This is a genomic window from Protofrankia symbiont of Coriaria ruscifolia (genome assembly GCF_900634745.1).
GTDB classification, from domain to species: Bacteria; Actinomycetota; Actinomycetes; order Frankiales; family Frankiaceae; genus Protofrankia; species Protofrankia californiensis.
In genome coordinates, this window is record NZ_CAAAFR010000161.1 from 1 (window position 1) to 19,547 (window position 19,547).

Consider the following 19,547-nt stretch of genomic DNA (forward strand, 5'->3'; position numbering starts at 1 on the left):
GGCGCGGATACGGCGGATCTCGTCTCGGTCGCGCAGCGTCGCCGCGAGGTAGACGCCGTGGCGGGGGGTGGCGTCGCCCGCGGGGCTTGGTGGTGTCCGCTGTTGGGTGCGCCAGGGTTGGGGGACGGCGCTGGTGGTCGGTGTCCAGGGGTTGACGGGTGCGCTGCGGGCCTGCCGGTAGGGCGTGATCGGGCAGTAGGCGTAGGGCGTGTCGTCAGCCAGGCTCGGCAGTCCGATCCGACGCCGCCGGTCATCAAGGCGGTTGATATCGGCAGTCGGATAGACGAAGCGGGGGCGGTCGTCACGAATGAGGACAAACGTTCCGTACAGCTGCTCCTCGCCGCGCAGGGAACGGTCCCGGTCCGTCAGGAGAGCCAGCTGTCGAGGGTCGGCCCCGCGGCGCTGCCACGTGCACGCCAGGTCGCGGAGGAGGTCGTGGCGGGCCTCGGTTTCGGCGTCGGCGTGTTGGAGGAGAAGCCACGCGGCGTCACTCGCGGCGCGGGAGGCGGGAGACGGCCAGCCCCATCGGTTCAGGGTGGTGAGGACCTCGCTCGTTGCGGCTGTCGAGACGGACGCGTAGGTGGCGAGTTCGGGTGCGCTGACGGTGAGGCGTGCTGCTCGGTGCGGTAGCAGGGTGAGGGGTAGCGGCCAGTCGGGGTAGTTCAGGGCTGCGGCGACCTGGGCTTCGAGGCGGGGGTCGGTGACAAGGCGGGTCAGGGCGGCGAGGAGTGCGTGCTGTTCTTGCTCGGCGAGCGTGATGAGGTCAGCCCACGCCGCGGTGGCGGGTGATGTCATGAACTGGCCTCCTGGTCGCTGAGGAGCTGGCGGGCGCGGACGAGGTCGACCTTCCCCGCCGGGGTCCTGGGTATGACGGCGACGACCCGCACGACCCGTGGAATCTTGTAGCCGGCGAGGTCGCCACGGATGTCGCCCAGTACCTGCGCGAGTGTGCCGCCGGCGTGGAGCTGGAGGAGACCGCCGACGGCGCTCCCGAGCCGCGTGTCGGGGACAGCGAGGACCGCGATGTCGGCGACATGGGGATGGGCCAGGAGGACGGCGGCGACGTCGGGGGCGTACACCTTCTCCCCGCCAGTGTTGATGCAGTCCTGCTCCCGGCCGAGCAGGGCAATCCTCCCGCCGGTCTGAAGCCGGACGAGGTCCCCGGACAGGAGGTAGGTGCGGCCGTCGTCGGCGTGGATGTAGCGGTGTGGAGGAAGCGTGCCGTGGGGGTGCAGACCGACGGGTAGCGGCCGGTGGACCGCGACCTGCCCCGTCTCGCCGACGGCGGTGGGGGTTCCATCGGCGTGGAACACCCGGGCGTGGCGGCCGAGGTCGAAGGACCCGGTCGCGGGTACGTCTCCGAGGCGGGCGAGGGATGATCCCAGGCCGGTGGCCTCGGTGGCACCGAGGGTTTCGACCAGGCGCAGGTGTGGGACCAGGGCGAGGAGTTCGGTCTTGGCCTGGGCCGTCCACGGCGCGCCCGAGGAGGTGACCGTCCGCAGTGCGGACAGGTCGGCGCCGAGGCGGGCGCGGATGGCGCTCGTGAGCGGTCGTGCGTAGGCGTCGCCGACGATGGCGAGGGTGTCGGCGCGCTGCGCCGCGACCGTGTCGAGCACTCTGTCGGGGTCGTAGGACGACCCTGGCAGGGTGATCACTGTACCGCCGGCGCAGAGCGCGCCCATCGCGCGGGTCAGACCCGAGCCGTGGCTGAGGGGACTGGCGACGACGATGCGTGCGTCGGCCAGGGTCAGGGACGCCGTCCGAATGGGAGAGCGGGACAGGTCGTGGCGGGCCCAGGGGTTGTGGGCGTTGAGGTTGTCCAGGAGGTCGGCGACGCGCCAGAGCACGGCCTGGGGGGTGCCGGTGGTCCCACCCGTACATTTGATCATCAAGGGTGGTGGTGGCTCGTGCGCCAGCGGCGGCGATGCCTGCGGGGCCGCCGTTGTCAGGAGCAGCCTGTGGCCGTCGAGGGGGCGGATCGGTGTGTCGTGCCCAGGTTGGGCGCGGGCGTGGAGCGTTGCGGTGTCAGGGACCTGGACCGGATCGACGATCGTTGCGGCGGGTTGGAGCAGGCGGAGAAGCTGGTCGAGTTCGCGGGCGCGGTAGCGGGGGTTGAGCTGCGCGGGCGTCGCGCCGAGACGGAGCACGGCGGCGAGGCTGACAAGGTGTTCGGGGAGGTTGGGCAGGCAGAGGGCGACGACCTGGCCGGCCTGCACTCCACGGCGGCGTAGGGCGTGGGCGAGGGCCGCTGCTGCCGCGTCGAACTGCGCCCACGTCCACGCCTGATCGCCGTGGATCAGCGCGATCTGGTGGGGCTGCTGCGCGGCGATGCGCTGCCAGAGAGCCGGAAGGGTCCACGGGATCGTCATGGCAGCGGCCGGCTGGTCGCGGGAGCGAGATCGTCCACGGTGCGGCGCATGAGACCGGCGTGAGGATCGCTCTCCCAGTCCCAGTCGTTCCCGTCCAGACGTGGGTCGAGCGCGGCGACGACGTGCCGCAGCCGAATGCGGGGATGGGTGTCGGTGGGGACCGGGTAGACGGTCAACGCACCGCCCTGATCACGCACCAGGATGTAGGAGTGGGCCGGGTCGGCGGGCAGGTCGGCGAGGGAAGCGATGGGATAGCCGGCGAGTCGGCCTGCCAGCCAGCCGTGCAGGTTCGCCGCGGTGGGCAGCAGGTGAAGGTGGCCGTGTTCGATCCGGCGCTGCCCGGCGGCGTTCAGGCCGTACTCGAAGCCCAGCACGGGGCTGTCGTACCGATCGGCGAGCCGGGCGGCCATCTCCCGCATCAGCGCGTCGACACCGGCTCGGGCATTGCGGTCGAGTGCGCCCAGGGACAGGACATGGCCTCGGGGGACGAGGAGCAGGTAGCCGGCCACGTACGCCCCGATGGTGGGGATCGCGGCGGCGTGCGCGTTCGCCGCGACGACGCGGGACTGCGCCGCGTTCAGGTGCCGTTGCAGCGTGCAGTCACTGACGGCCGGGTCGAGGGCGTCACACAGGTCACAGGTCGACGGCATGGGCAGCGGCCTCCGGCGGGCTGGACAGGGTCAGGTCGAGGTGGCTCGGACGTTCGTGCGCGGCGAGGCGCTCGGAGCAGTAGGCGTGGATCTCCTCGGCCGTCAGCGTCGGATGCCGGGTGCGCACGTGGGCGGTCAGACGATGGCCGTAGACGGCGTCGGGGACCACCGCCACCGTGCAGTCGCTGATCGCCGGGTGAGCGGCGAGCACGCCACGGACGTGGGTGAGGGCGACGTTGATGCCCCCGACGATCGCCCGTCCCGGCACGGCGACGGAGGCGACATGCAGCCGTCCGGTGCCGTCGAGGTGGCCGCGGTCACCGACGGTCTGCCAGGCATCGGGCGGCGGGCATGCCCCGGGAAGGGGGTGGCTGGCGAGCCCCACGCGGCTTCGCCCTTCGATCGTGCCGACCGTCCCCGCCGGGACCGGCGCCCGCTGCGGCCCGGTGATCCGTATCTCGGCGCCGTCGATCGGAACGCCACCGTCGGCGGCTCCGACGCGCAGCGTGCCGTCGTACTCGGCGGTGCCGTAGTACTCCGCGACCCGGTCGGCGCCCAGCAACGCGAGCAGACGACCGCGGAGGTCGGGTGGGCAGGGCTGGGAGGAGTAGACCAGCCGGTCCACCGACGATGCGGCCTGGGCGACGGCGGCCTCGCCGGCGTCGTCGAGCAGCCGGCGCAGCTGCGTGGGCACGAGGAACGCCCAGGTCGGCCGGTGGCGGCCCGCGTAGGTGACCCACACCTGCGGGGTGAAAACCGGGCAGATCACGACAGTGCCGCCGAGCAGGATCTGCCGAACGGCGAACTCGAACGGACCGTTGAGGTGCAACGGAGAGCCGATCAACGCTCGCCCGCCAGGGCGCATGCCGAGCGCGAGCGCCTTGCGCGGGACGCTCGGGGGCTCCCCATGGGTCACGAGAAGGCGGTAGAGACCGTCACGGACGCCGACGATCGCTTTCCACGGCTCGCATCCGCCGGCCGGAGCGCGCGGGAAATCCGGTGTCGACACCGCGGCCCCACGGGCGGGCAGCGGCAGGGGGATTCCGCCAGCCAGCCAGGTGGCGAACACCTCGACGAAGAAGTCCGCGTCCGACCGGGCGGTGACGGGACGCAGCCGGCCACGGCAGTCCTCACCGCCAAGATCGCGAGCCTTGTGGTGGGCGTCCCGGTGGAGCTGGCCGAAGGTGCGCGCACCCTCGGAGTCGATCACCGCGGGTCGGGCGCGGCGATCACGGGCCAGCCGGTCGAGGGCGACAGTGATCTCCTGCCGCCACGCCTGGAGGCCGCTCACGTGCCGCCGTCCGCGAGACCATCGGCGGCGGTGGGAGGTGCCCAGGTGGCGGCGGCAGCACGTTGTAGATCGTCGGTGAGCCAGCCACGTCGCAGGCCCTGCTCGACGGCGCCGGGCCTGCGGTCGGCGCCCGGCAGGGTGATCCAGCAGCGCAGCAGGTGGCGGGCCTGTCGGAGGTCGGGCGCATCGGTGTAGGCCGTGCGGGAATGCAGAACACACTGGTTGTGGACGACCTGGAGATCACCGGGCTGAAGTTCCATGTCGCAGGCCAACTGGTCGGCGACCTCGTCAAGGAGGTCGAACGCCGCGCGGGCGCGCGGACACAGCGGCACACCGGTGACCTTCGGCGTCTCCAGGAGCGTGTGCCGGACGAAGCGGACACTGAAACGCCCGCGGTACACGCAGAAGATCGGCGAGATGAACGTCGGTGGGCCACCGGGGATGTTTCCGCCGGCCATGTGGAAGTGAAACGGCCGGTAGAGCTCGGCGACGAGGTCCGGCGCGCTCGCGAGCATCGCGTTGTGCACGGCCGCAGCAGACGCCACCCGGCTCGTCCCACCTCGGTCCGCGGCACGCCGGCACAGCAGCAGCGTCGCGTCGGCACCGTCGGTGTGGAACCACAACCGTTCGGCGGTCTGGTGTCCCCGTACCCGGCCGTCACCGAGCTGCTGGCCGCTCGCCCGAACGCGACGGACAAGCTGCCCGTCGCGGCTCTGGGTCGCGATCCGTCCCAGCCGGGCGGTGATGCCGCGGATCAGCACGAGGCACTCGCGGTCGTCGAGATCCTCCACCGGTAAGCCCCGGAGTAGGGCGAAGCCGTGTCCCATGGCGACGGCCGTGGCGAGCGCGGCGAGAGGCGCGTCCAGGTGCGGCAAGGGGACATCCCGGTCCGTCAGGTCACGGTCGTGGAACAGGTCCCGGGATTCCCACCGGCCGCTCGCTGCACGCACCGCCGCGGCCAGATCGGCGCGGTGCGCGTCGTCGATCCGCTGGACGTAGGTATCTGGACGCAGCTGTCGACCCGTCCAGAGCGGTGCATGACTAGCTGTCAGCTCGGTCGGTACGAAATTGGAGTCCATGGTTTCCGCCATAGCAGTCCTCCGGTGTGAAGACGCCGACAGGCTTCGGCGTAAAGCGCTCTAACGGCGTGTCTGCGCAGTAATGGCGTCACCCGCGAGCCAGCCTGTTTCCGCCGCGCCGATGATGCCACCGGTCAGCCCGGGGCCGTCGCCCACGAGATACAGTCCCGGCTGGCCTGGCGCTTCCATCTCGTCGGTAACCGTGAAACGTGATGCCCACCGTTCCACCGCGGGCCCGTAGAGAAAGTTATCCGGATGCAGAACCCCGGGACACAGGGCAGAAAGCCGGAACAGAAAGGTTCGCAGCGCGCTCACGATCGCTGGCGGGAACTCGGCGGTGAAGTCGCCTGGTGCGACGTCGGGCAGACTCGGCACAAACTCGTATATCGCCTGGCCGGAGGGCAGAGACGTGTTCGGAAGGAAGGCGCCGAGCCGCTGGCCGACCAGCCCACCGTGGCGGCGGTTGATCGCGGCCACGAGCCCGCGGGCATCGTCGGCGGTGAGGGGCAACCTCCGCCCTGCCGTCGCAATAATGGCGCTGTTGGAGCGGTTCTCGGCATGCGCTGAGGTCGCATGACCTCCTACCAGGGTCAGCCCGTGATAGTCGGCCGCGACGACGTCGCCGCCGTAGCACACGCAGTGGGTCCGAACCTCAACCCCCTCGGGCCCGGACCAGATGACCTTCGGGTCGGTGGCTATCTCCAGCAGCGGCCCGAGGAACTCCTTCGCGCCCTCCAACCGGAACCCGATCTTCGGTTGGGCTTCGTCGCGGCCCAGGCCCAGCTCCCGACCCACATCCCCGAGCCACGATGCACCGACCTTCCCCGGGGCCAGGACAACGTTGACAGCCTGGACCCGCCTGACCCCAGGGCCATCCAACTCCAGCTCCCACCGGAAATCGGAACGTCCCGACGGGCGGATACCGATACACCTCGTACGGCAGACGATCGTCGCCCTCGCCGCCAGACGCGTCCGCAACCGGCCGAGCATCCGCGGCAACTGGTCGGTCCCGACGTGACGGACCGGATAATGAACATATTCCAATCCCGCGGCCTTCGCGCGTTTCTCGAAATCTGCCGCGGCTTCGGCATCCCCGCCGTGCAGGCCGGCCCGCTCGCCGGAGCGAAGAACCTCATCGATCGCGTGCTGCCGCGCGGACACGTGAGAAGGAGGGAATCTATGGCTGACCGTGCTCCCGATCCGCGGTGACAAGCACAGCTTGCCGTCCGAGAACAGCCCGGCACCACCAAAACCCCGGGTCACCACGTCGCCCCGACTATCGAAACCCAGGGCGCTCACCCGATCCTCCACATCGTCACCTCCGTCGAGGAGGAGAAGGCCAGGAGCCGGCACATCAGATCGGTAGGCTGCCATCAACCCGCCGGGGCCGGCACCCACCACGACGGTATGAAACACCCGCATACTCATCCTCGTCCCTCTCGATAGTCATACGTCGAAACGCGGCGAGCGATCGACCTGGCTCATCCCGGTCGCGAGGCGAGAGCGGCCGGAGGGCGCAGCAGAGAAAGGCCCGGCCGCAATCAGGGTAGGTACCGGCTGCGAGGCTCCGCCTATGTCAATGCACCCTGGACTCCGTTCGACGTCGAGCGCCGCGGACCAGAGAAAGACGTGGCCGGTTAAGGACTTTCTCCAGCACTTGAATACTCTCATTCACTCGGACAGGAGTCGTTCGAGTGACGGGTCAGGAAACGCTCACGTGATTCGCGAAGATTCCAACCTTCCGGTCGAAGGGCACAGCGCGCACCAGCGCAGCGCTCGCCCGGGTGGCTCACCGACCGGGACGAGAAACTCGCGAGGTGACGCCACTATCCCCGGCAGACGGGCACGAAACATTCCCTTCAGTGGGAAGCTTCGGTTCGGGGCCGCAGAGCGCCGTGAGCTGGGCAGATGCCTCACGCGAAGGAAGATCGTTACCGCTAGGGATGGTCAACACGCGGGAAACGTTCGGGAGCAGGATGAGACTAGGGAGGGTCGGACCGCGACTCGCCGGCCCTCTCCCTGGTTGCGATGGTCGGAACATGTTCGATCCACGCTTTCGCAAGGAGGATCAGCTGGCTCGCTGGCAAGCGGTCCGGGTACCGTCGTGGCGAACTTTCTATGCCTCCCACCCGGAGATGGCAAAATTCTCCCGCCGTCTGTAGAGCTCGATGCCGACGCGAGTGTATGGATACGTGCTATCGGGAATTTCGTCGAGGGGAAACCAGGCGATCCGCGCACACTTGTGGGGTTCCGCGTTGACGGGTTCTCCGTCCCAGCGCGCCGGCTGAAAGAACAGGCCAAGACGCGCTTCCCCGCGCTCGTTCCGGAAGTGCACCGTCGAAGAGAGGGTAAGCGAAACAGGATCGAGATGAAGGCCAATTTCCTCGCGGGTCTCGCGGCATAGCGCGGCGGCAACATCCTCGCCGTCTTCGACTTTTCCTGACGGGACGTTCCACCAGCCGTCAGCGAATCCCGTGCCGGATCGCAGCGCGAGCAGAACCTCGCCGCCCCGGACGAGCAGGAGCATAACGTCAATGACGCTGCGGTACGCCATGGTGGAAGTATCTCCCGGCTGTGCTGAGGAGGCGGTCAGCGGCTGGTCGGATCGAGGCCGAGGGCGGTGAGCTGCTCGGCGATCCAGCCGACCCGCGCGCTGGTGGACATGTTCGGCGGGATGTCGTAGATCCGTTGCCCTACGGTGGCGCAGATGCTGCGCACGACCCGGTCGGCGGCGGGCTGGATGTCGAGGACTTTGGAACGGTAGGGGTCGCCGATCTGGTGCTGGTCGAACTTGTCGCAGCAGTAGAACACCGCGTCGTAGACAGATGCCCAGGCTCGACAGAAGGCTTCCATCGCGTGGAGGACGGGGGCGTGGGGTCCATCCGGGCCGCCGGGCAGGACCAGCCAGGCGTAGGCGAGGACGTTCGCGATCGTCTTGTCCGCGATGATCATCGTGTGTTGGCGGGCGGTGCGCAGCTGGCTGGACAGCTGGGCGGCGAACAGGTCGACCTCGGTCTCCAGGTCGAACTCGCCGCGGCCGTGTACGACGATCTCTTCGATGAACGGGCTGTTCCGCGCCGGTTCGGGGACGCAGGCGACGTGGACGCCACGTTCCCGGTAGTAGGCGGCGAGGGCGTGGGTGAGGGTGGTTTTGCCGGAGGCGTGGGTGCCTTCGACCGCGACGACCAGGCAGTTACGCAGCATCAGCGAGTTCCTTCCGCGACCAGCAGCTGGTCGCCGCGATCGGCGGGGACGGTACGCGGAAATGGGTGCCGGGTCGGGTCGGACGTGCCGCCTGCGCCGGTCATGGGAGGCGCGGTGGCAGGTCGGGGAGCTGGTCCCAGGCGGCGGCCTCGACGACGGCGTCGAGGTGGAGGGCGTCCCATTGGTAGTGGTCCGCGTTCCTCGCGGCGATCAGTGCGATCGCCAGTGCGTACGCGACGAGCGGCCGAAGGATCAGTGATGCTGTCCGGAACCCGTCAGCCCCAGCCGGAGAGACATCGGCGGGCAGGGCGTGGAGGTCGTAGCCGGCGCAGATGTCCGCCAGCGTGACCGGGCCCTGTTGGCTGCCGGTGTCATGAATGCGAGCCAGGCCGCGTTCCGAGGGCTGGCTGTGCCACGCGGCATGCACGGCGGTGATCCCTCGTGTGGGTTGTCCGGCGCCGGCGGCGGTCAGGGCCGTGAGTTGGTCGCCGAGCCGGTGGCCGGCGAGGATCGTTGCCTGACGTCGGGCCTGGACAAGCTGCGCGTCGATCGAGGCAACGACGGCAGAGGTTTCCGCGGGCTCCTCGGCGGCGACGGCGTGGAAGCCGAACCGCACCGTCGTGTCGGTCACCGTCAGCGAGCGTGTCCGTGGCAGCGGGAGGTACACGGCCGCGGCGGCGACCAGCGAGCGGTCTGTCGCGTTGACCGAGAAGGCGGCCAGCAGGGAGGTCCGGTCGGCGAACGGCCGCCGTGCGCCGCCGAAGGGGGTGTCGGTCCAGCTCAGGTTGGTCGCCTCACGCATGCGTGATCCGCAACGAGCGGCGCGCCGTCGGGGGCCGGCCGGTGCGGCTGACGGTGTGGATCGAGCGGCCCAGGTACTTGGCGTAGTGGTTGCGCTTGAACCGGTATCGCGCCCAGATCTGGCTGATCGGCTCGTCGAGCAGGTTGCCCAACGGTTCCAGCAGGTCGGGGGCGTCGTAGACCGGCCAGGCACTCGCCGACCCCCGCGGGCTGACCACGATCATGTGGCCTTCGGTGTCCGGGGTCCAGGCCGTCAGCCGCACCGCCGGCCGCCAGTCGTGCGCCGTGCGTAGCTCGGCCAGCCGCTCGAACGCCGCCGTGGCCTCCTCGACGGAGAGGAACTCGTGGTCGGCGAGATCGAGCGCGTTGCCCTTGCGTAGCGGGAGGATCAGCTTGAGCTTCCCGGCGTCGAGCACGTCGGCGATCTGGAGGGTGAACGGCAGCGCTGTCAGCGTCGAGCGGTAGACGACCGCCGACAGCGACAGCGGCAGGCCCGCGTCCTGGAACGCGCGCACTCCTTCCATGACCTTGTCGTAGTCGCCGCGGACCCGGTTCGTCGTCGCACGCGGTCCCTCCAGCCCGACGTTGACGAACGCGACCTTGCCGGCCAGAGCGTGGGCGTGCTGGAGGCCGCGCGTCGCGTTCGTCGGCAGGCCGATCACCGTGCCGGCGAACATGTCGACGATGTCGACGATGTCCCGGCGCAGCAGCGGCTCGCCGCCGCTGAGGAACACCCGGGGCACCCCGGTCAGGTTGTCCCGCACCCGTTCCAGCGCGGCCAGGTTGGGGTCGGGCTCCTGCAACGTCTCGGAGCAGAACGAGCAGTCGAAGTTGCATCTTTTGGTGACCTGAAGGATCACTGACAGTGGGCCGGTTGCCGCTGAGGCGACTGTCTCCAGGTCCGAGGACACGGCGAGGTTGAAGTGGTGCCCGTCGGTGAAGACCACAGGTTCATCACTGTGGAAAGACTCCTCGTCGCCGACGGACCGCTCTGCGGGATCGACGGCGGGGACGGATGGGGAATATGCGATCATCAGGTCCTTCTCGACGTAGGCGCGTACGGCGACGGGCCAGCTGACCGCCGCCTGGGCGACGGCGAGTTGCCGCGCCGACGCTGAACGCCTTCAGCGTCCCAAGCGACCCACACGACGGTCATTCCCTCCGGAACGAACATCTGATTCGGGGCGCGCATGGTCGCTGACCTGCCCGAAAGCATTCCGGCGAGTCGTCATGTTCGTCTCGGTGGCGGTGATCCGTTCGCCTCCTCGTGGGAGCTCGTAGTGCTACCCGGCGCGGCGGTCTGTGCCGCCTGTTGCCGGGGTGTACTGGCCTGTGCGGGTCGACGTCTCACGGAAGGCACGCTCGCCGCTGGTTAGCTCGTCGCAGCCATACGGGCGACAGGCGGCCGTGATGTGATGGTGTCGCTCGCGGCGACGGGCGCGGAGGACGTCTGAACATCCACGGCTCATGACGGTCGAGCGCGAGCAGAACTTCGGCGGCTGGCGGGCAGAGCCAACGGCGGCTAAAGGAGTGACGTGACCCGAGATCTCGAACAGGCCGTGACGTTCCGCAGTCCTGACGGACTGCTGCTGGCTGGGAGCCTGCTGCAACCGTCGGGCGCCCCGTTGGGCGTCGGGTCCTGGTGCACGGTGGGGGTGTGACCCGCGAGGAGGGTGGCTTCTTCACGCGCCTCGCGGACGGCTTGGCTGATGCCGGAGTCGCGTCCCTGCGGTTCGACTTCCGAGCGCACGGCGAGAGCCCGGGGCGGATGGAGAACCTCACGATCGCCGGGATACTCGGCGACATCCGGGCCGCTGCCTCGCATGCCGCGGGTGCGGTCGGTACAGATGCGGTCGTGCTGGTGGGTGCCAGTTTCGGCGGCGGGATATCCGCGCTGTTCGCCGCCCGTCATCCCGAGCAGGTTCGCGGTCTGGTGCTCTTCAATCCTCTCCTGGACTACAAGAACCGGTTCATCGACCAGAAGTCCTACTGGCATGACGACCAGATCGATGAGGACGCGAGGCAGCGTCTGACGCAGGACGGATACCTGGAGCACTCGCCGACGTTCCGGCTCGGTCGGCCGCTGCTCAACGAGGTCTTCTACCTGCGCCCTGACCGCGAACTCGGTGATGTCACCGCACCGACGCTGATCGTGCACGGCACGAAGGACACCTTCATCCCCGTGGACAGCTCGCGGGCGGCCGTGGGCCGGTTCGGAGGCGAGGCCCGCCTGATCACGGTAGACGGGGCACAGCACGGCTTCGCCGTCCACGACGACCCGACCTAAGCCGACCCCCAGACCCAGATCTGGCAGGCGTTGGTCATCCCTACAGTGGCGGACTGGGCCTGTGAGCGCCTGCGAGCGGAAGAGCGGCCGTCACCGTAGCGTCTTTCAGATCGCGCACCGAAGGCCGCGCCACCCACGGCGTGAGTACGTGAACCGTGCGGCTGACTTCGGTCCAGGTGCGCAGGGAACCCGTGATCTGGGCGATGCTGAGCGCTTGCGCGCCGACGGCCGCGGCTTCGTCCGGTTCACCGAGGTCGGCCAGAACGCCTGTCATCAGCGCCTGGAAGTAGCCGTAGTCCCGGAGGGAGAACTCTGCGGGTCTCAGTTCCCGCTGGAAGATCGCCAAGGCCCGGTCGGACTGCCCGGCAGCAACAGCCTTTAGCCTGGCAGCGTGCCGCACTCTCACGAGGGTCAGGTCGACGCCGACGACTGGGAAGCCTTCCAACGCACGGAACAGATGGCCAACCACTGGTACTGGCGACCCGGCCACCGCCCCGGACGTAACTACCTCACCTGGTACGTCGTCTTTGACGACCAAGCCCTCCGCGACCACGTCGCCTACCCCCAGAAGGCGCTTGCGGACCTGAACTATCTCGACCCGGTACCCGCGGACGGCATCCACATGACCGTACAAGGCGTCGGCTTCCCCGACCAGGTCGACATCGAGACAGCCGCACGCATCGGGGAGCAAGCAGCCGCACGCACAGCCGACATCGAGCCCTTCACGCTGACCGTTGGCCCCATAGCCGCCTACCCCGGTGGCACATTCCTCCGCGCCGCGCCCTGGGGTCCAGTCGCCGACGTCCGCGAGCGTTTGCGCGAGGCCATCGCCACCGAGCTTGGCGCCGACCAAGTCCCCACCGAACCAGCAAGGTTCAAGCCGCACATCAGCGTGACGTATTGCAACGCCACCCCGCCGGTCGCCGAAGTGATCCATCGCCTCACGGAACTCCGTCGAATCCCGCCGATCACAGTCCCCGTAACCAGCGTCAGTTTGCTCGAACTACGACGCGAAGGCCACACCTACCGCTGGACCATCCGCCGGACGATCACGTTCACCAGCCCGTAGCGCGATGCCGGAGGCGTTCCATGGAAATGTGAACACCGCACCCTCGCCATCTCTGTCACCAGGATTCGATCCGGACAGGCGTATCAGAGCGGTTCCGCGCTGTGGGCTTGGGCGATGGCGTCGATGCGCCGCGCGAGATCGAAATCGGCCGCGGTGATCCGGTGCCCGACGTCGTGGGTGGTGATCCCGAAGCGGATGCTGTCCCAGCGCAGGTCAATGTCCGCATGGTGGCCGATCAGCCGCTCGACATCGGCGACGTGCACGATTAGGGCGACTCCGCCGTGGTAGCGGATGCGGAAGGACTTGGTGATCTCCTGGCCGACGTGGGCCCAGCCGGGTAGCTCGCGCAGCCGCGCCTCGATCTCGTCGTCGGCCAGGGGCACGGGCACGGGCGCCACGTCAGGTCTCCTTCTCCGGGGCGAAGATCTCGTCGAGGTCGCGGCCGGCGGCCGTGCCCTTCCAGGGCTTCGCGGCTTGCCGCAGGCCGGCGAGCTCACGGCGAATCCGCACAGACCCAGTCTCCACCGCCAAGTCCGCCGCGAGTCGCCCGGCATCGACCGCGCGCCCCAGATCGCCGTTCTGGACACACGCGGTGGCCTGCCGGGCGAGGTAGACGCCACGGTCCCGCCGGGCATGGGCAGGCGTCGTCGCGAAGACCTGCTGCCACAGGCCAGCTGCGGCCGTGGCCAGTCCCAAACGTCCGTAGCAGGTAGCGCGTTGCACCTCCAGGTAGGCCGGCGTGCGACGGCAGGCGTTGCCCCACGGCAGGCCGTCGTCGCATCTCTCGACGAGCGGGGCCGCCTGGTCCAGAACAGAGTCGACGGTGGCACGATCTCCGACGAGCGACGCGCCGTGGGCCTGCTGCTGGAGCGCTAGGACCCGCATCTTCGGGCTGAGCCGGCCGGCCTCGGACAGGACCGCGTCACACAGGTCGAGCGCGCCGAGACCATCAGCAAGATCTGTGCGAACGGATGCGTGGTTGAGCAGCGCGTAGGCGACGAGCTGGTGGTCCCGGGAGCGTTGTGCGACCTCCAGGGCGATGCCCCGCCAGACGGACGAACTCGGAAGATCACCGGCGTCCTGATGGAGCCAGCCGACCAGCGAGGCGTAGGCCGCGCTGGATCGCAGGAGGGCCAGCCGCGTCTCCCCGCGTGCGGTCGCCACCAGGTTACTGATGAGCGTGTGCTGGGCGGTAACGGTACCGATCAGCTCGCGGGGACCGAGCATCATGTCCGCTCGGTAATGCCCCTCCAGCTGCTGGCTGAAGTAGTCGACGATCGCCGGGTCGACGTACCTACCAGGAGCGGTTCTCCCGAACGTGAGCGCGGCGGCCGTCGCAGCGACGAAATCTCGTCGGTCGATGTCGCGCATCGCTGCTCCCATAACATCCGCGAGCCTGACGACCGGCACCGCTGGTAGGGCAGGCACGGCGATCCGTTCGCCCCCGCGAGGCCGGCCTGACCCGTCCTGGAGAACAAGGACCGGTGCTGATCCACGTTCCGGGCCCGCCGCACGGCTCCTGCGTGTGGTGTTGATGAGGAGGGTGTCGGCGGGGGTGAGGTGTTCGCGGTCGTCGAGGTCGATCAAATTGTGGATGCTGGTGTCGTAGACCTCGGCGAGCAGAGCGAGGAGCTGGGGTGTGGGCCGGCGGCGGCTGTTCGGTAGCGGCCAGTTCTCCAGTTCCGACAGCTTCGGTGCGGTCATGGGCGCGGCGCCGCGGGGGTCGAGGCCGGCGTGGGCGGCGTGGGCGTTGATGTGGTTCGCGGCCTGCATCTGGGTCCAGCCGTGCGCGACCCGGTGCGCCGCGCGGGGACGCAGCTTGTAGCGGCGGGCGAACTCGATCGCGATCTCGTCGTGCGACATGCCGACCGCGCGCATCCGCGCTCGCAACTCGTCCTGCTCCACCCGCTGGCTCGGCCTACTCACGCCGCGTCCCCTCCGGGCCTGTCCGCCGGACCGCCGTCGATCCGCGCCATGTTGGGAACGGGCAGACCATCGCCAGAGTAACGGGCTCCCCACTGGCGGGCCGGGGCCGGCGGCCGAACCTGTGGCGCGCCAGCCATCGCTTGTTCGCCGGGCTCGGAGGAGCTGTCTGATTACTCGGCGCGCCGGCCGGCGCTTTCGCCTGCGATGCGCGTTCCGAGGCCAATGATCACTCCGTTGCAAGGTAGAGCCACTGGAGCCCCGTTCAACCAGACAGGGCACCAACCATGAGGATCGCTTGGCGTGGTGGTGCGTGTCATTCCCCGCTGGCCGAACGTTTCCTTCGTACCGTCATTGCCAGGCTGAGCTGCGGAAATGCCGTGGGGCCCCTGCGATCTGTTCGGCGCTGGAGGGTCCATCTGTTCGCGTGAATCAGACCGCTTGGTGCTCGTGGACACCACCCGCCCGGTCGCGGGCGCGCCCCCGCCGTTGGCGCTCGTGGCGGGTTGGCGTGCTGGCACCGCGGTGGAGGATCGTGGCGGCGGCGTCGACTTGGGAGCGGGCCTGGTCCAGGTTCACCCCGAGCGGTTCCGCCTGGTCGTAGGTTTCCAGGGCCGAGCACAGGTCTGTCCAGTCCGGGTCCGTCGGGTCAAGGGGCGGGGTGAAGCTGGCGAGGAGGCTCGCCAGCTTTTCGGGGGGCAGGAGGTCGCGCATGCGTGCGAGCAGAACGATGGGACGGAGCGCGGGCGGGACCGTGTGTCGAGATCGCATCGAGGTCGCTTCGTCGTTGGAGGTCTGGGCGGGGGGCGATGGTTCGCTGCCGGTCGCGGCAGGGTCGTGTCTGGGCATGGATCGGCGGGAAGGACCGGCTCGGCGGAAGTCGGCGTGATGTTGATCGTCAGCGTCGTAGCCGGGTGATCCGTCGGCGGGAGTGGTGCGGGCGGGTGGGCCCCGGCGGGGAGTGCCAGACGACACGCACGGTGGCGTCGAGGTAGGAGAAGAGCCAGAGGGCGCGGTCCAGAGACGAGAAGCTGCCGCTCATCTTTCCGTCGGCACCGATGACGGCCACGTAGTCGTCGAAGCGGCGTCCCCAGGCGACGACGTGGATATCGGCGGGGTCGGGGGGGTCGGCGATGATCGCGAACAGACGGGGGGCCGTGACGTGTACGAGCGCGCTGAGCAGGCCCGCGTCGACCTGGTCTGGTAGGTCGACGTCGTCGATGGCGGGGCTGTTGGTCAGGGGACTGTCGACGGTCACGGGTGCTCTCCGGCCAAGTGATGGTTGTGGGCGGCGGGTGGCGCGCCCGCGGCGTCAGGCGGGACTATCGTCGTTCGGGCTCTGGCGTGTCTGAGCGTCGCGGGCCGCGGTGACGGCGCGGCTGATCGTCGTGGCGAGCGTGTCGGCTTCGTCGAGGGTGAGGGCCTCGCTGTCGGGGTCGTCGTCCCCGAGCCCGAGGGAGATCAAGGGGTCGTAGGTGGTCGTGGAGGTCACGTACTGTTCGATCGCGACCTGGATGGCGGTGCCCTCGCGTATTCCGGGGATCTCCGGCAGGTCGACCAGGGTGAATTCGGAGATGTGGTAGTCGCCGGGGCCGGCTGTTTCTACGTGGAGGTGGCCGGCGGGCTGGTCGCACCACGGTGGGCAAGAGGTGTCCACGGGGGCGTTCATAGGGTTGCCTCCTACTCTGGGCCGGTTGGGCGGTGCACGGAGCTGGTCGGGGTGGTGGCCGGTGTCCAGTCGTCGAGGTTGCGTAGTGCGTCGAGGACGCGTTGCAGCAGCGCGCGGTCGTAAACGTCCGGATTCGGCGCGCCCTCATGGGTTGGGGGCTGCGGGTCGCGGCGCGGCAGGTTCTCGGCCGGGCTGTTCGGGAGGTGCGGGATGGATGGAGTCTCGTGGGGCAGTGCCGCCCAGACGATCTTGCCTTTGGTTCGGTAGCCGTCGGGGGTGCGGACTCGGACCGGGTAGTAGCCGAGGTCTCGGGCGAGGGCGGCAACGAGGCGCAGGCCGCGCCCGTCTTCGGTGTCGGTGTCGGCGGTCGGGCGGATCGGGCGACCGCTGCCGTGGTCCCAGACCTCGACGATCAGGTCACGGTGGCTGTAGGTCAGGCGCATCCCGATCCGGGACGCCGTGTCGTCATCCCCCTGCGGACCACGGGCGTCATGCGTGGCGGCATGGGCGTTGGTGATCAATTCTGATGTCACGAGGGTCGCGGTGTCGATCAAACCGTCGAGGCCCCAGCGTTGGAGCTGCGCGGCGACGTCGTGGCGGGCGGCCCTGACGGACTGCGGGAGGGCCGGGTAATGCCGGATGTACTGCGGCAGCGGCTCGGCGGGCGGGTCGGGCGTTGCGGACGGGCTGGCGGCGAGCGCGGTGGTCATAGAGACTTCTCCTGGCGCAGGGACGGGAAGCGGCCCTCGCGCTGACGGTGCGGTGCGGCCGGGGGTGTTCGGCTACAGCCAGCGGCTACGGACGGGACGGGCAGGGCTGGAGACACCGCGTGGTTCCAGGACCTGCCGGCAGAAGCGGTGGTGCGGTCGGGCGGCGGGACATGGGCAGGGGTGGTCTCGCCGACCAGCGTCAGGTTGTGGTCGGCGAGCAGGACCAGGTGGCACGGCCATGCCCGCCCGCAGCCTGAGCAGACGGCGCCGTGGCGGACGTGGGTATCGAGCAGGCGGACCGCCGGCGCCTCGAAGCTGATCGAAGTCACGATCGAGCGGGTCTTGACTCTTGTCGTGCTGTGACCGGCCTTCCGGGGCCCGGTGCAGCGTTGTGACCATGAAGGTGCGCCTTCCGTGGGCGGGGGTTCCGCAACGGTGAGCTCAGCGCCGCGCGGTCGTCGTGTCGACGTCGTCGTGGTCTGCCGGGCGGCCGGCGAGCGAGGCGAGTGTGGCGTTCAGCGCGGCCAGGGCGCCGTGGCGGCGCAGCGCGCCGGTGAGGGTCTTGAGGTCGGCCAGGGCGGGCAGCGGACGAGCCGATAGCTGGTCGGTGGCTGGTTCGAGGGGTAGCGCGTCGGGCAGTGTGAGGGCGGCGACGACGGTGTCGTAGGCGGTGGCTGCCCAGGTCGTCATCACGATGGTCAGCCAGCCGTTCCACTCGGTGCCGTGGGCGGCCACCCGGCCGGCAAGGCACGCCTCGATGCCCTCGACGAGTTCCGCCCGCACCGTGCGCGGGCTGTCGAGGGCCAGCAGGTGCAGGTGGCCGAACAGGGTTCCGATGTCCACGGGTTCTCCCCCCGGCCCAAGGTCAGGTGACACCAGGACCGGACGGGACGAGGAGTCCGGGTACAGCACGTGGCGTGGTGTGAGCCCTCCGAACGCGATCCCGGTTCGGGTGACCAGTAGCGGGTCAAGCTGGGCGGCCAGCCGTGCGAGCCGCAGCGACAGAGTGCCCAGCAGCGCGCACAGGTCGTCGGTCTCGGTGGGCTGTGCGGGGGCGGTGTGGATGTGGTTCACCGAATGGGCTAGTGCCTGGGTGAGTATCCGGGGCCGGGGCTGGATGCGGGTCGGCGCGGCCACCTGCCGCAGCTGCTCAGGTGGGTCGCGGTGCAGTTCGCCCAGATCGTCGATGAGCGTCGTCAGCAGGTGCGTGAGGGCCGCTGGGCGGGCCTGGAGTCTGCTGGTCAGGTTGGCGCCGGCCACCCACGGGGCGAACATCACCCCGTGCGCCGTGGCGATCGGGGCGGCGACCCGCAGACCGCTGTAGGCCGCGAGGGCGGTGAGCTGTTCGGCTTCCCGGGCGGTCGCGTCCTCCCGGGCCGCGTCCGCGTCGCCACCGTCGTTGGTCAGCACGGTGCCGAGGTCGCCAAGGTCGCCGAGGACCACGCTTGTGAGTGACGCGCCCGCCGGGCGCATCGTCGCGCACAGCGTCTCTCGACCGACTTGTACCTGGCGCAGGAACGCGTTGCCGGCCGTGACCGTCGGTCCGAACGTCGCCTCGGTCCGCGGCCACAGGGTGGCGGTCGCGGTGGTGATCCGTCCTTCGGCGTGCCGTACCAGCCGGCGGACGTCGACGGCTGGCCAGCAGGTCGAGCAGCCCGGCGGCGGGCTCATCGGATACGCCCGACGCCGGCGTAGACCGGCAGCCGTCCTTCGGTTGTCGTTGCCCGGCGCTGCCGGTCGTCCTCCCAGCCCGGTAGCAGGACCACGCCGGGCTGGACCAGGTCAGTGCCGTCGAAGAACCGCGCCACCTGGTCACGGTCGCGCAGCTGGAACGGCGCGGTCGTGCGCCGGTACACCTCGGCCGCGTCCGCGACGTCCCGGCCCTGCCCGTCGGCGGTGGCGTGGGTCAGGACCAGGTAGCTGCCCGCCGGAAGGGCGTCGCGCAGGGAGGCGACCAGTCGTTCCGGGTCGGTGTCGTCTGGGAAGAAGTGCAGGACGGCCACCAGTAGGAGCCCGACCGGCTGGGACAGATCCAGCAGGCCGATGATCTCCGGATGGGTGAGGATCTCCTCGGGTCGGGCCAGATCGGCTTCCACCGCCAGCGCCGTCGGGTTGGACGCGAGCAGAATCTGGCTGTGCGCGACCGCGATCGGGTCGTGGTCCACGTAGGCGACTCGGGCATCCGGCGCAAGCCGCTGGGCGACCTCGTGGACGTTGCCCATCGTCGGCATGCCGGAGCCGATGTCGAGGAACTGACGAAGGCCGACCTCGTCGGCGAGGAAGCGGACCGCTTCACCGAGGAAAAGACGGTTGACCCGGGTGGTGTCGCGGATCTGCGGCCACGTCTCGACGACCCGCGTCGCCGCTGCCCGATCGGCGGGGAAGTTGTGCGCCCCGCCGAGGAAGTAGTCGTAGACCCTGGCCACGTTCGGGCCCTCGGGCTCCACGGGGGCGAACGTCTCCTCCATCAGGACCGCCCCCGCGACGACCGGCCA

23 protein-coding genes are annotated in these 19,547 nt (G+C 69.6%); 3 read left to right on the plus strand and 20 right to left on the minus strand.

Going from position 1 to position 19,547, the window contains the following annotated elements; translation table 11 throughout:
• From CV1CTNOD_RS17695 to CV1CTNOD_RS17740, 10 genes are all read right to left on the minus strand, one after another.
• On the minus strand, positions 1–795 hold a 795-nt coding region (locus CV1CTNOD_RS17695; protein ID WP_131787144.1), incomplete at its 3' end, for a DUF6624 domain-containing protein.
• Positions 792–2,369 carry an AMP-binding protein gene (locus CV1CTNOD_RS17700; RefSeq protein WP_131787145.1) on the minus strand — a complete coding sequence of 526 codons (1,578 nt, stop codon included), beginning with the start codon at positions 2,367–2,369 and terminating at the stop codon, positions 792–794. The genes CV1CTNOD_RS17700 and CV1CTNOD_RS17695, both read right to left, overlap by 4 nt.
• Positions 2,366–3,019: an HIT domain-containing protein gene (locus CV1CTNOD_RS17705; protein WP_131787146.1), complete on the minus strand. Its 654-nt coding sequence runs from the start codon at positions 3,017–3,019 to the stop codon at positions 2,366–2,368. Before CV1CTNOD_RS17705 ends, CV1CTNOD_RS17700 begins: the two co-directional genes overlap by 4 nt.
• A complete protein-coding gene (locus CV1CTNOD_RS17710; protein WP_131787147.1) occupies positions 3,003–4,310 on the minus strand; it encodes an AMP-binding protein in 1,308 nt (435 codons plus the stop codon). The genes CV1CTNOD_RS17705 and CV1CTNOD_RS17710 overlap by 17 nt, the downstream gene beginning before the upstream one ends.
• Positions 4,307–5,401: a TauD/TfdA family dioxygenase gene (locus CV1CTNOD_RS17715; protein WP_131787148.1), complete on the minus strand. Its 1,095-nt coding sequence runs from the start codon at positions 5,399–5,401 to the stop codon at positions 4,307–4,309. Before CV1CTNOD_RS17715 ends, CV1CTNOD_RS17710 begins: the two co-directional genes overlap by 4 nt.
• Before the next feature lie 48 nt (positions 5,402–5,449).
• Complete coding sequence (locus CV1CTNOD_RS17720; protein WP_131787149.1) at positions 5,450–6,817, minus strand: dehydrogenase; 1,368 nt, start codon at positions 6,815–6,817, stop codon at positions 5,450–5,452.
• Positions 6,818–7,505: 688 nt separating this feature from the next.
• Positions 7,506–7,943, minus strand: coding sequence for an NUDIX hydrolase (locus tag CV1CTNOD_RS17725; RefSeq protein ID WP_131787150.1), 438 nt, complete (start codon positions 7,941–7,943; stop codon positions 7,506–7,508).
• A gap of 35 nt (positions 7,944–7,978) precedes the next feature.
• Entirely contained in the window at positions 7,979–8,593 is a 615-nt protein-coding gene (locus tag CV1CTNOD_RS17730) for an AAA family ATPase (protein ID WP_131787151.1), read from the minus strand.
• 100 nt (positions 8,594–8,693) lie between these two features.
• Positions 8,694–9,395 carry a hypothetical protein gene (locus CV1CTNOD_RS17735; RefSeq protein ID WP_131787152.1) on the minus strand — a complete coding sequence of 234 codons (702 nt, stop codon included), beginning with the start codon at positions 9,393–9,395 and terminating at the stop codon, positions 8,694–8,696.
• Positions 9,388–10,428 carry a radical SAM protein gene (locus CV1CTNOD_RS17740; protein WP_131787153.1) on the minus strand — a complete coding sequence of 347 codons (1,041 nt, stop codon included), beginning with the start codon at positions 10,426–10,428 and terminating at the stop codon, positions 9,388–9,390. Before CV1CTNOD_RS17740 ends, CV1CTNOD_RS17735 begins: the two co-directional genes overlap by 8 nt.
• Positions 10,429–10,929: 501 nt before the next feature.
• Between CV1CTNOD_RS17740 and CV1CTNOD_RS27420 the strand changes: the two genes are divergently transcribed.
• Positions 10,930–11,055, plus strand: coding sequence for a hypothetical protein (locus CV1CTNOD_RS27420; protein ID WP_278043932.1), 126 nt, complete (start codon positions 10,930–10,932; stop codon positions 11,053–11,055).
• Positions 11,052–11,681 carry an alpha/beta hydrolase gene (locus CV1CTNOD_RS17745; RefSeq protein ID WP_242606784.1) on the plus strand — a complete coding sequence of 210 codons (630 nt, stop codon included), beginning with the start codon at positions 11,052–11,054 and terminating at the stop codon, positions 11,679–11,681. Before CV1CTNOD_RS27420 ends, CV1CTNOD_RS17745 begins: the two co-directional genes overlap by 4 nt.
• A 40-nt stretch (positions 11,682–11,721) precedes the next feature.
• On the opposite strand, the gene CV1CTNOD_RS17750 is transcribed toward CV1CTNOD_RS17745, so the two are convergent.
• Entirely contained in the window at positions 11,722–12,027 is a 306-nt protein-coding gene (locus tag CV1CTNOD_RS17750; RefSeq protein WP_131787155.1) for a hypothetical protein, read from the minus strand.
• 45 nt (positions 12,028–12,072) lie between these two features.
• Between CV1CTNOD_RS17750 and CV1CTNOD_RS17755 the strand changes: the two genes are divergently transcribed.
• The gene (locus CV1CTNOD_RS17755; protein WP_131787156.1) at positions 12,073–12,750 is read left to right on the plus strand and encodes a 2'-5' RNA ligase family protein; all 678 of its coding nucleotides are present in this window, start codon (positions 12,073–12,075) and stop codon (positions 12,748–12,750) included.
• Positions 12,751–12,833: 83 nt separating this feature from the next.
• Here the strand turns inward: CV1CTNOD_RS17755 and CV1CTNOD_RS17760 are convergent, their stop codons facing one another.
• The 9 genes from CV1CTNOD_RS17760 to CV1CTNOD_RS17800 all read right to left on the minus strand — a co-directional run bounded on the left by CV1CTNOD_RS17760 (position 12,834) and on the right by CV1CTNOD_RS17800 (position 19,520).
• Positions 12,834–13,148, minus strand: a complete 315-nt coding sequence (locus CV1CTNOD_RS17760) for a 4a-hydroxytetrahydrobiopterin dehydratase (RefSeq protein ID WP_207386520.1) — start codon at positions 13,146–13,148, stop codon at positions 12,834–12,836.
• A gap of 1 nt (position 13,149) precedes the next feature.
• On the minus strand, positions 13,150–14,676 hold the full coding sequence (locus CV1CTNOD_RS17765; RefSeq protein ID WP_131787157.1) for a hypothetical protein: 1,527 nt from the start codon (positions 14,674–14,676) through the stop codon (positions 13,150–13,152).
• Between the two features lie 429 nt (positions 14,677–15,105).
• Positions 15,106–15,387, minus strand: coding sequence for a hypothetical protein (locus tag CV1CTNOD_RS17770; protein WP_207386521.1), 282 nt, complete (start codon positions 15,385–15,387; stop codon positions 15,106–15,108).
• A gap of 184 nt (positions 15,388–15,571) precedes the next feature.
• Complete coding sequence (locus tag CV1CTNOD_RS17775; RefSeq protein WP_131787159.1) at positions 15,572–15,931, minus strand: hypothetical protein; 360 nt, start codon at positions 15,929–15,931, stop codon at positions 15,572–15,574.
• A 54-nt stretch (positions 15,932–15,985) separates the two neighbouring features.
• A complete protein-coding gene (locus CV1CTNOD_RS17780; RefSeq protein WP_131787160.1) occupies positions 15,986–16,342 on the minus strand; it encodes a DUF6907 domain-containing protein in 357 nt (118 codons plus the stop codon).
• Between the two features lie 11 nt (positions 16,343–16,353).
• Positions 16,354–17,052 (minus strand): ATP-binding protein, encoded by a 699-nt coding sequence (locus CV1CTNOD_RS17785; protein WP_131787161.1) that lies wholly within the window; start codon positions 17,050–17,052, stop codon positions 16,354–16,356.
• Positions 17,049–17,381: a hypothetical protein gene (locus CV1CTNOD_RS17790; RefSeq protein WP_131787162.1), complete on the minus strand. Its 333-nt coding sequence runs from the start codon at positions 17,379–17,381 to the stop codon at positions 17,049–17,051. Before CV1CTNOD_RS17790 ends, CV1CTNOD_RS17785 begins: the two co-directional genes overlap by 4 nt.
• Positions 17,382–17,493: 112 nt before the next feature.
• The gene (locus CV1CTNOD_RS17795; RefSeq protein ID WP_131787163.1) at positions 17,494–18,723 is read right to left on the minus strand and encodes a hypothetical protein; all 1,230 of its coding nucleotides are present in this window, start codon (positions 18,721–18,723) and stop codon (positions 17,494–17,496) included.
• Entirely contained in the window at positions 18,720–19,520 is an 801-nt protein-coding gene (locus CV1CTNOD_RS17800; protein WP_242606785.1) for an SAM-dependent methyltransferase, read from the minus strand. Before CV1CTNOD_RS17800 ends, CV1CTNOD_RS17795 begins: the two co-directional genes overlap by 4 nt.
• Positions 19,521–19,547: the final 27 nt, after the last annotated feature.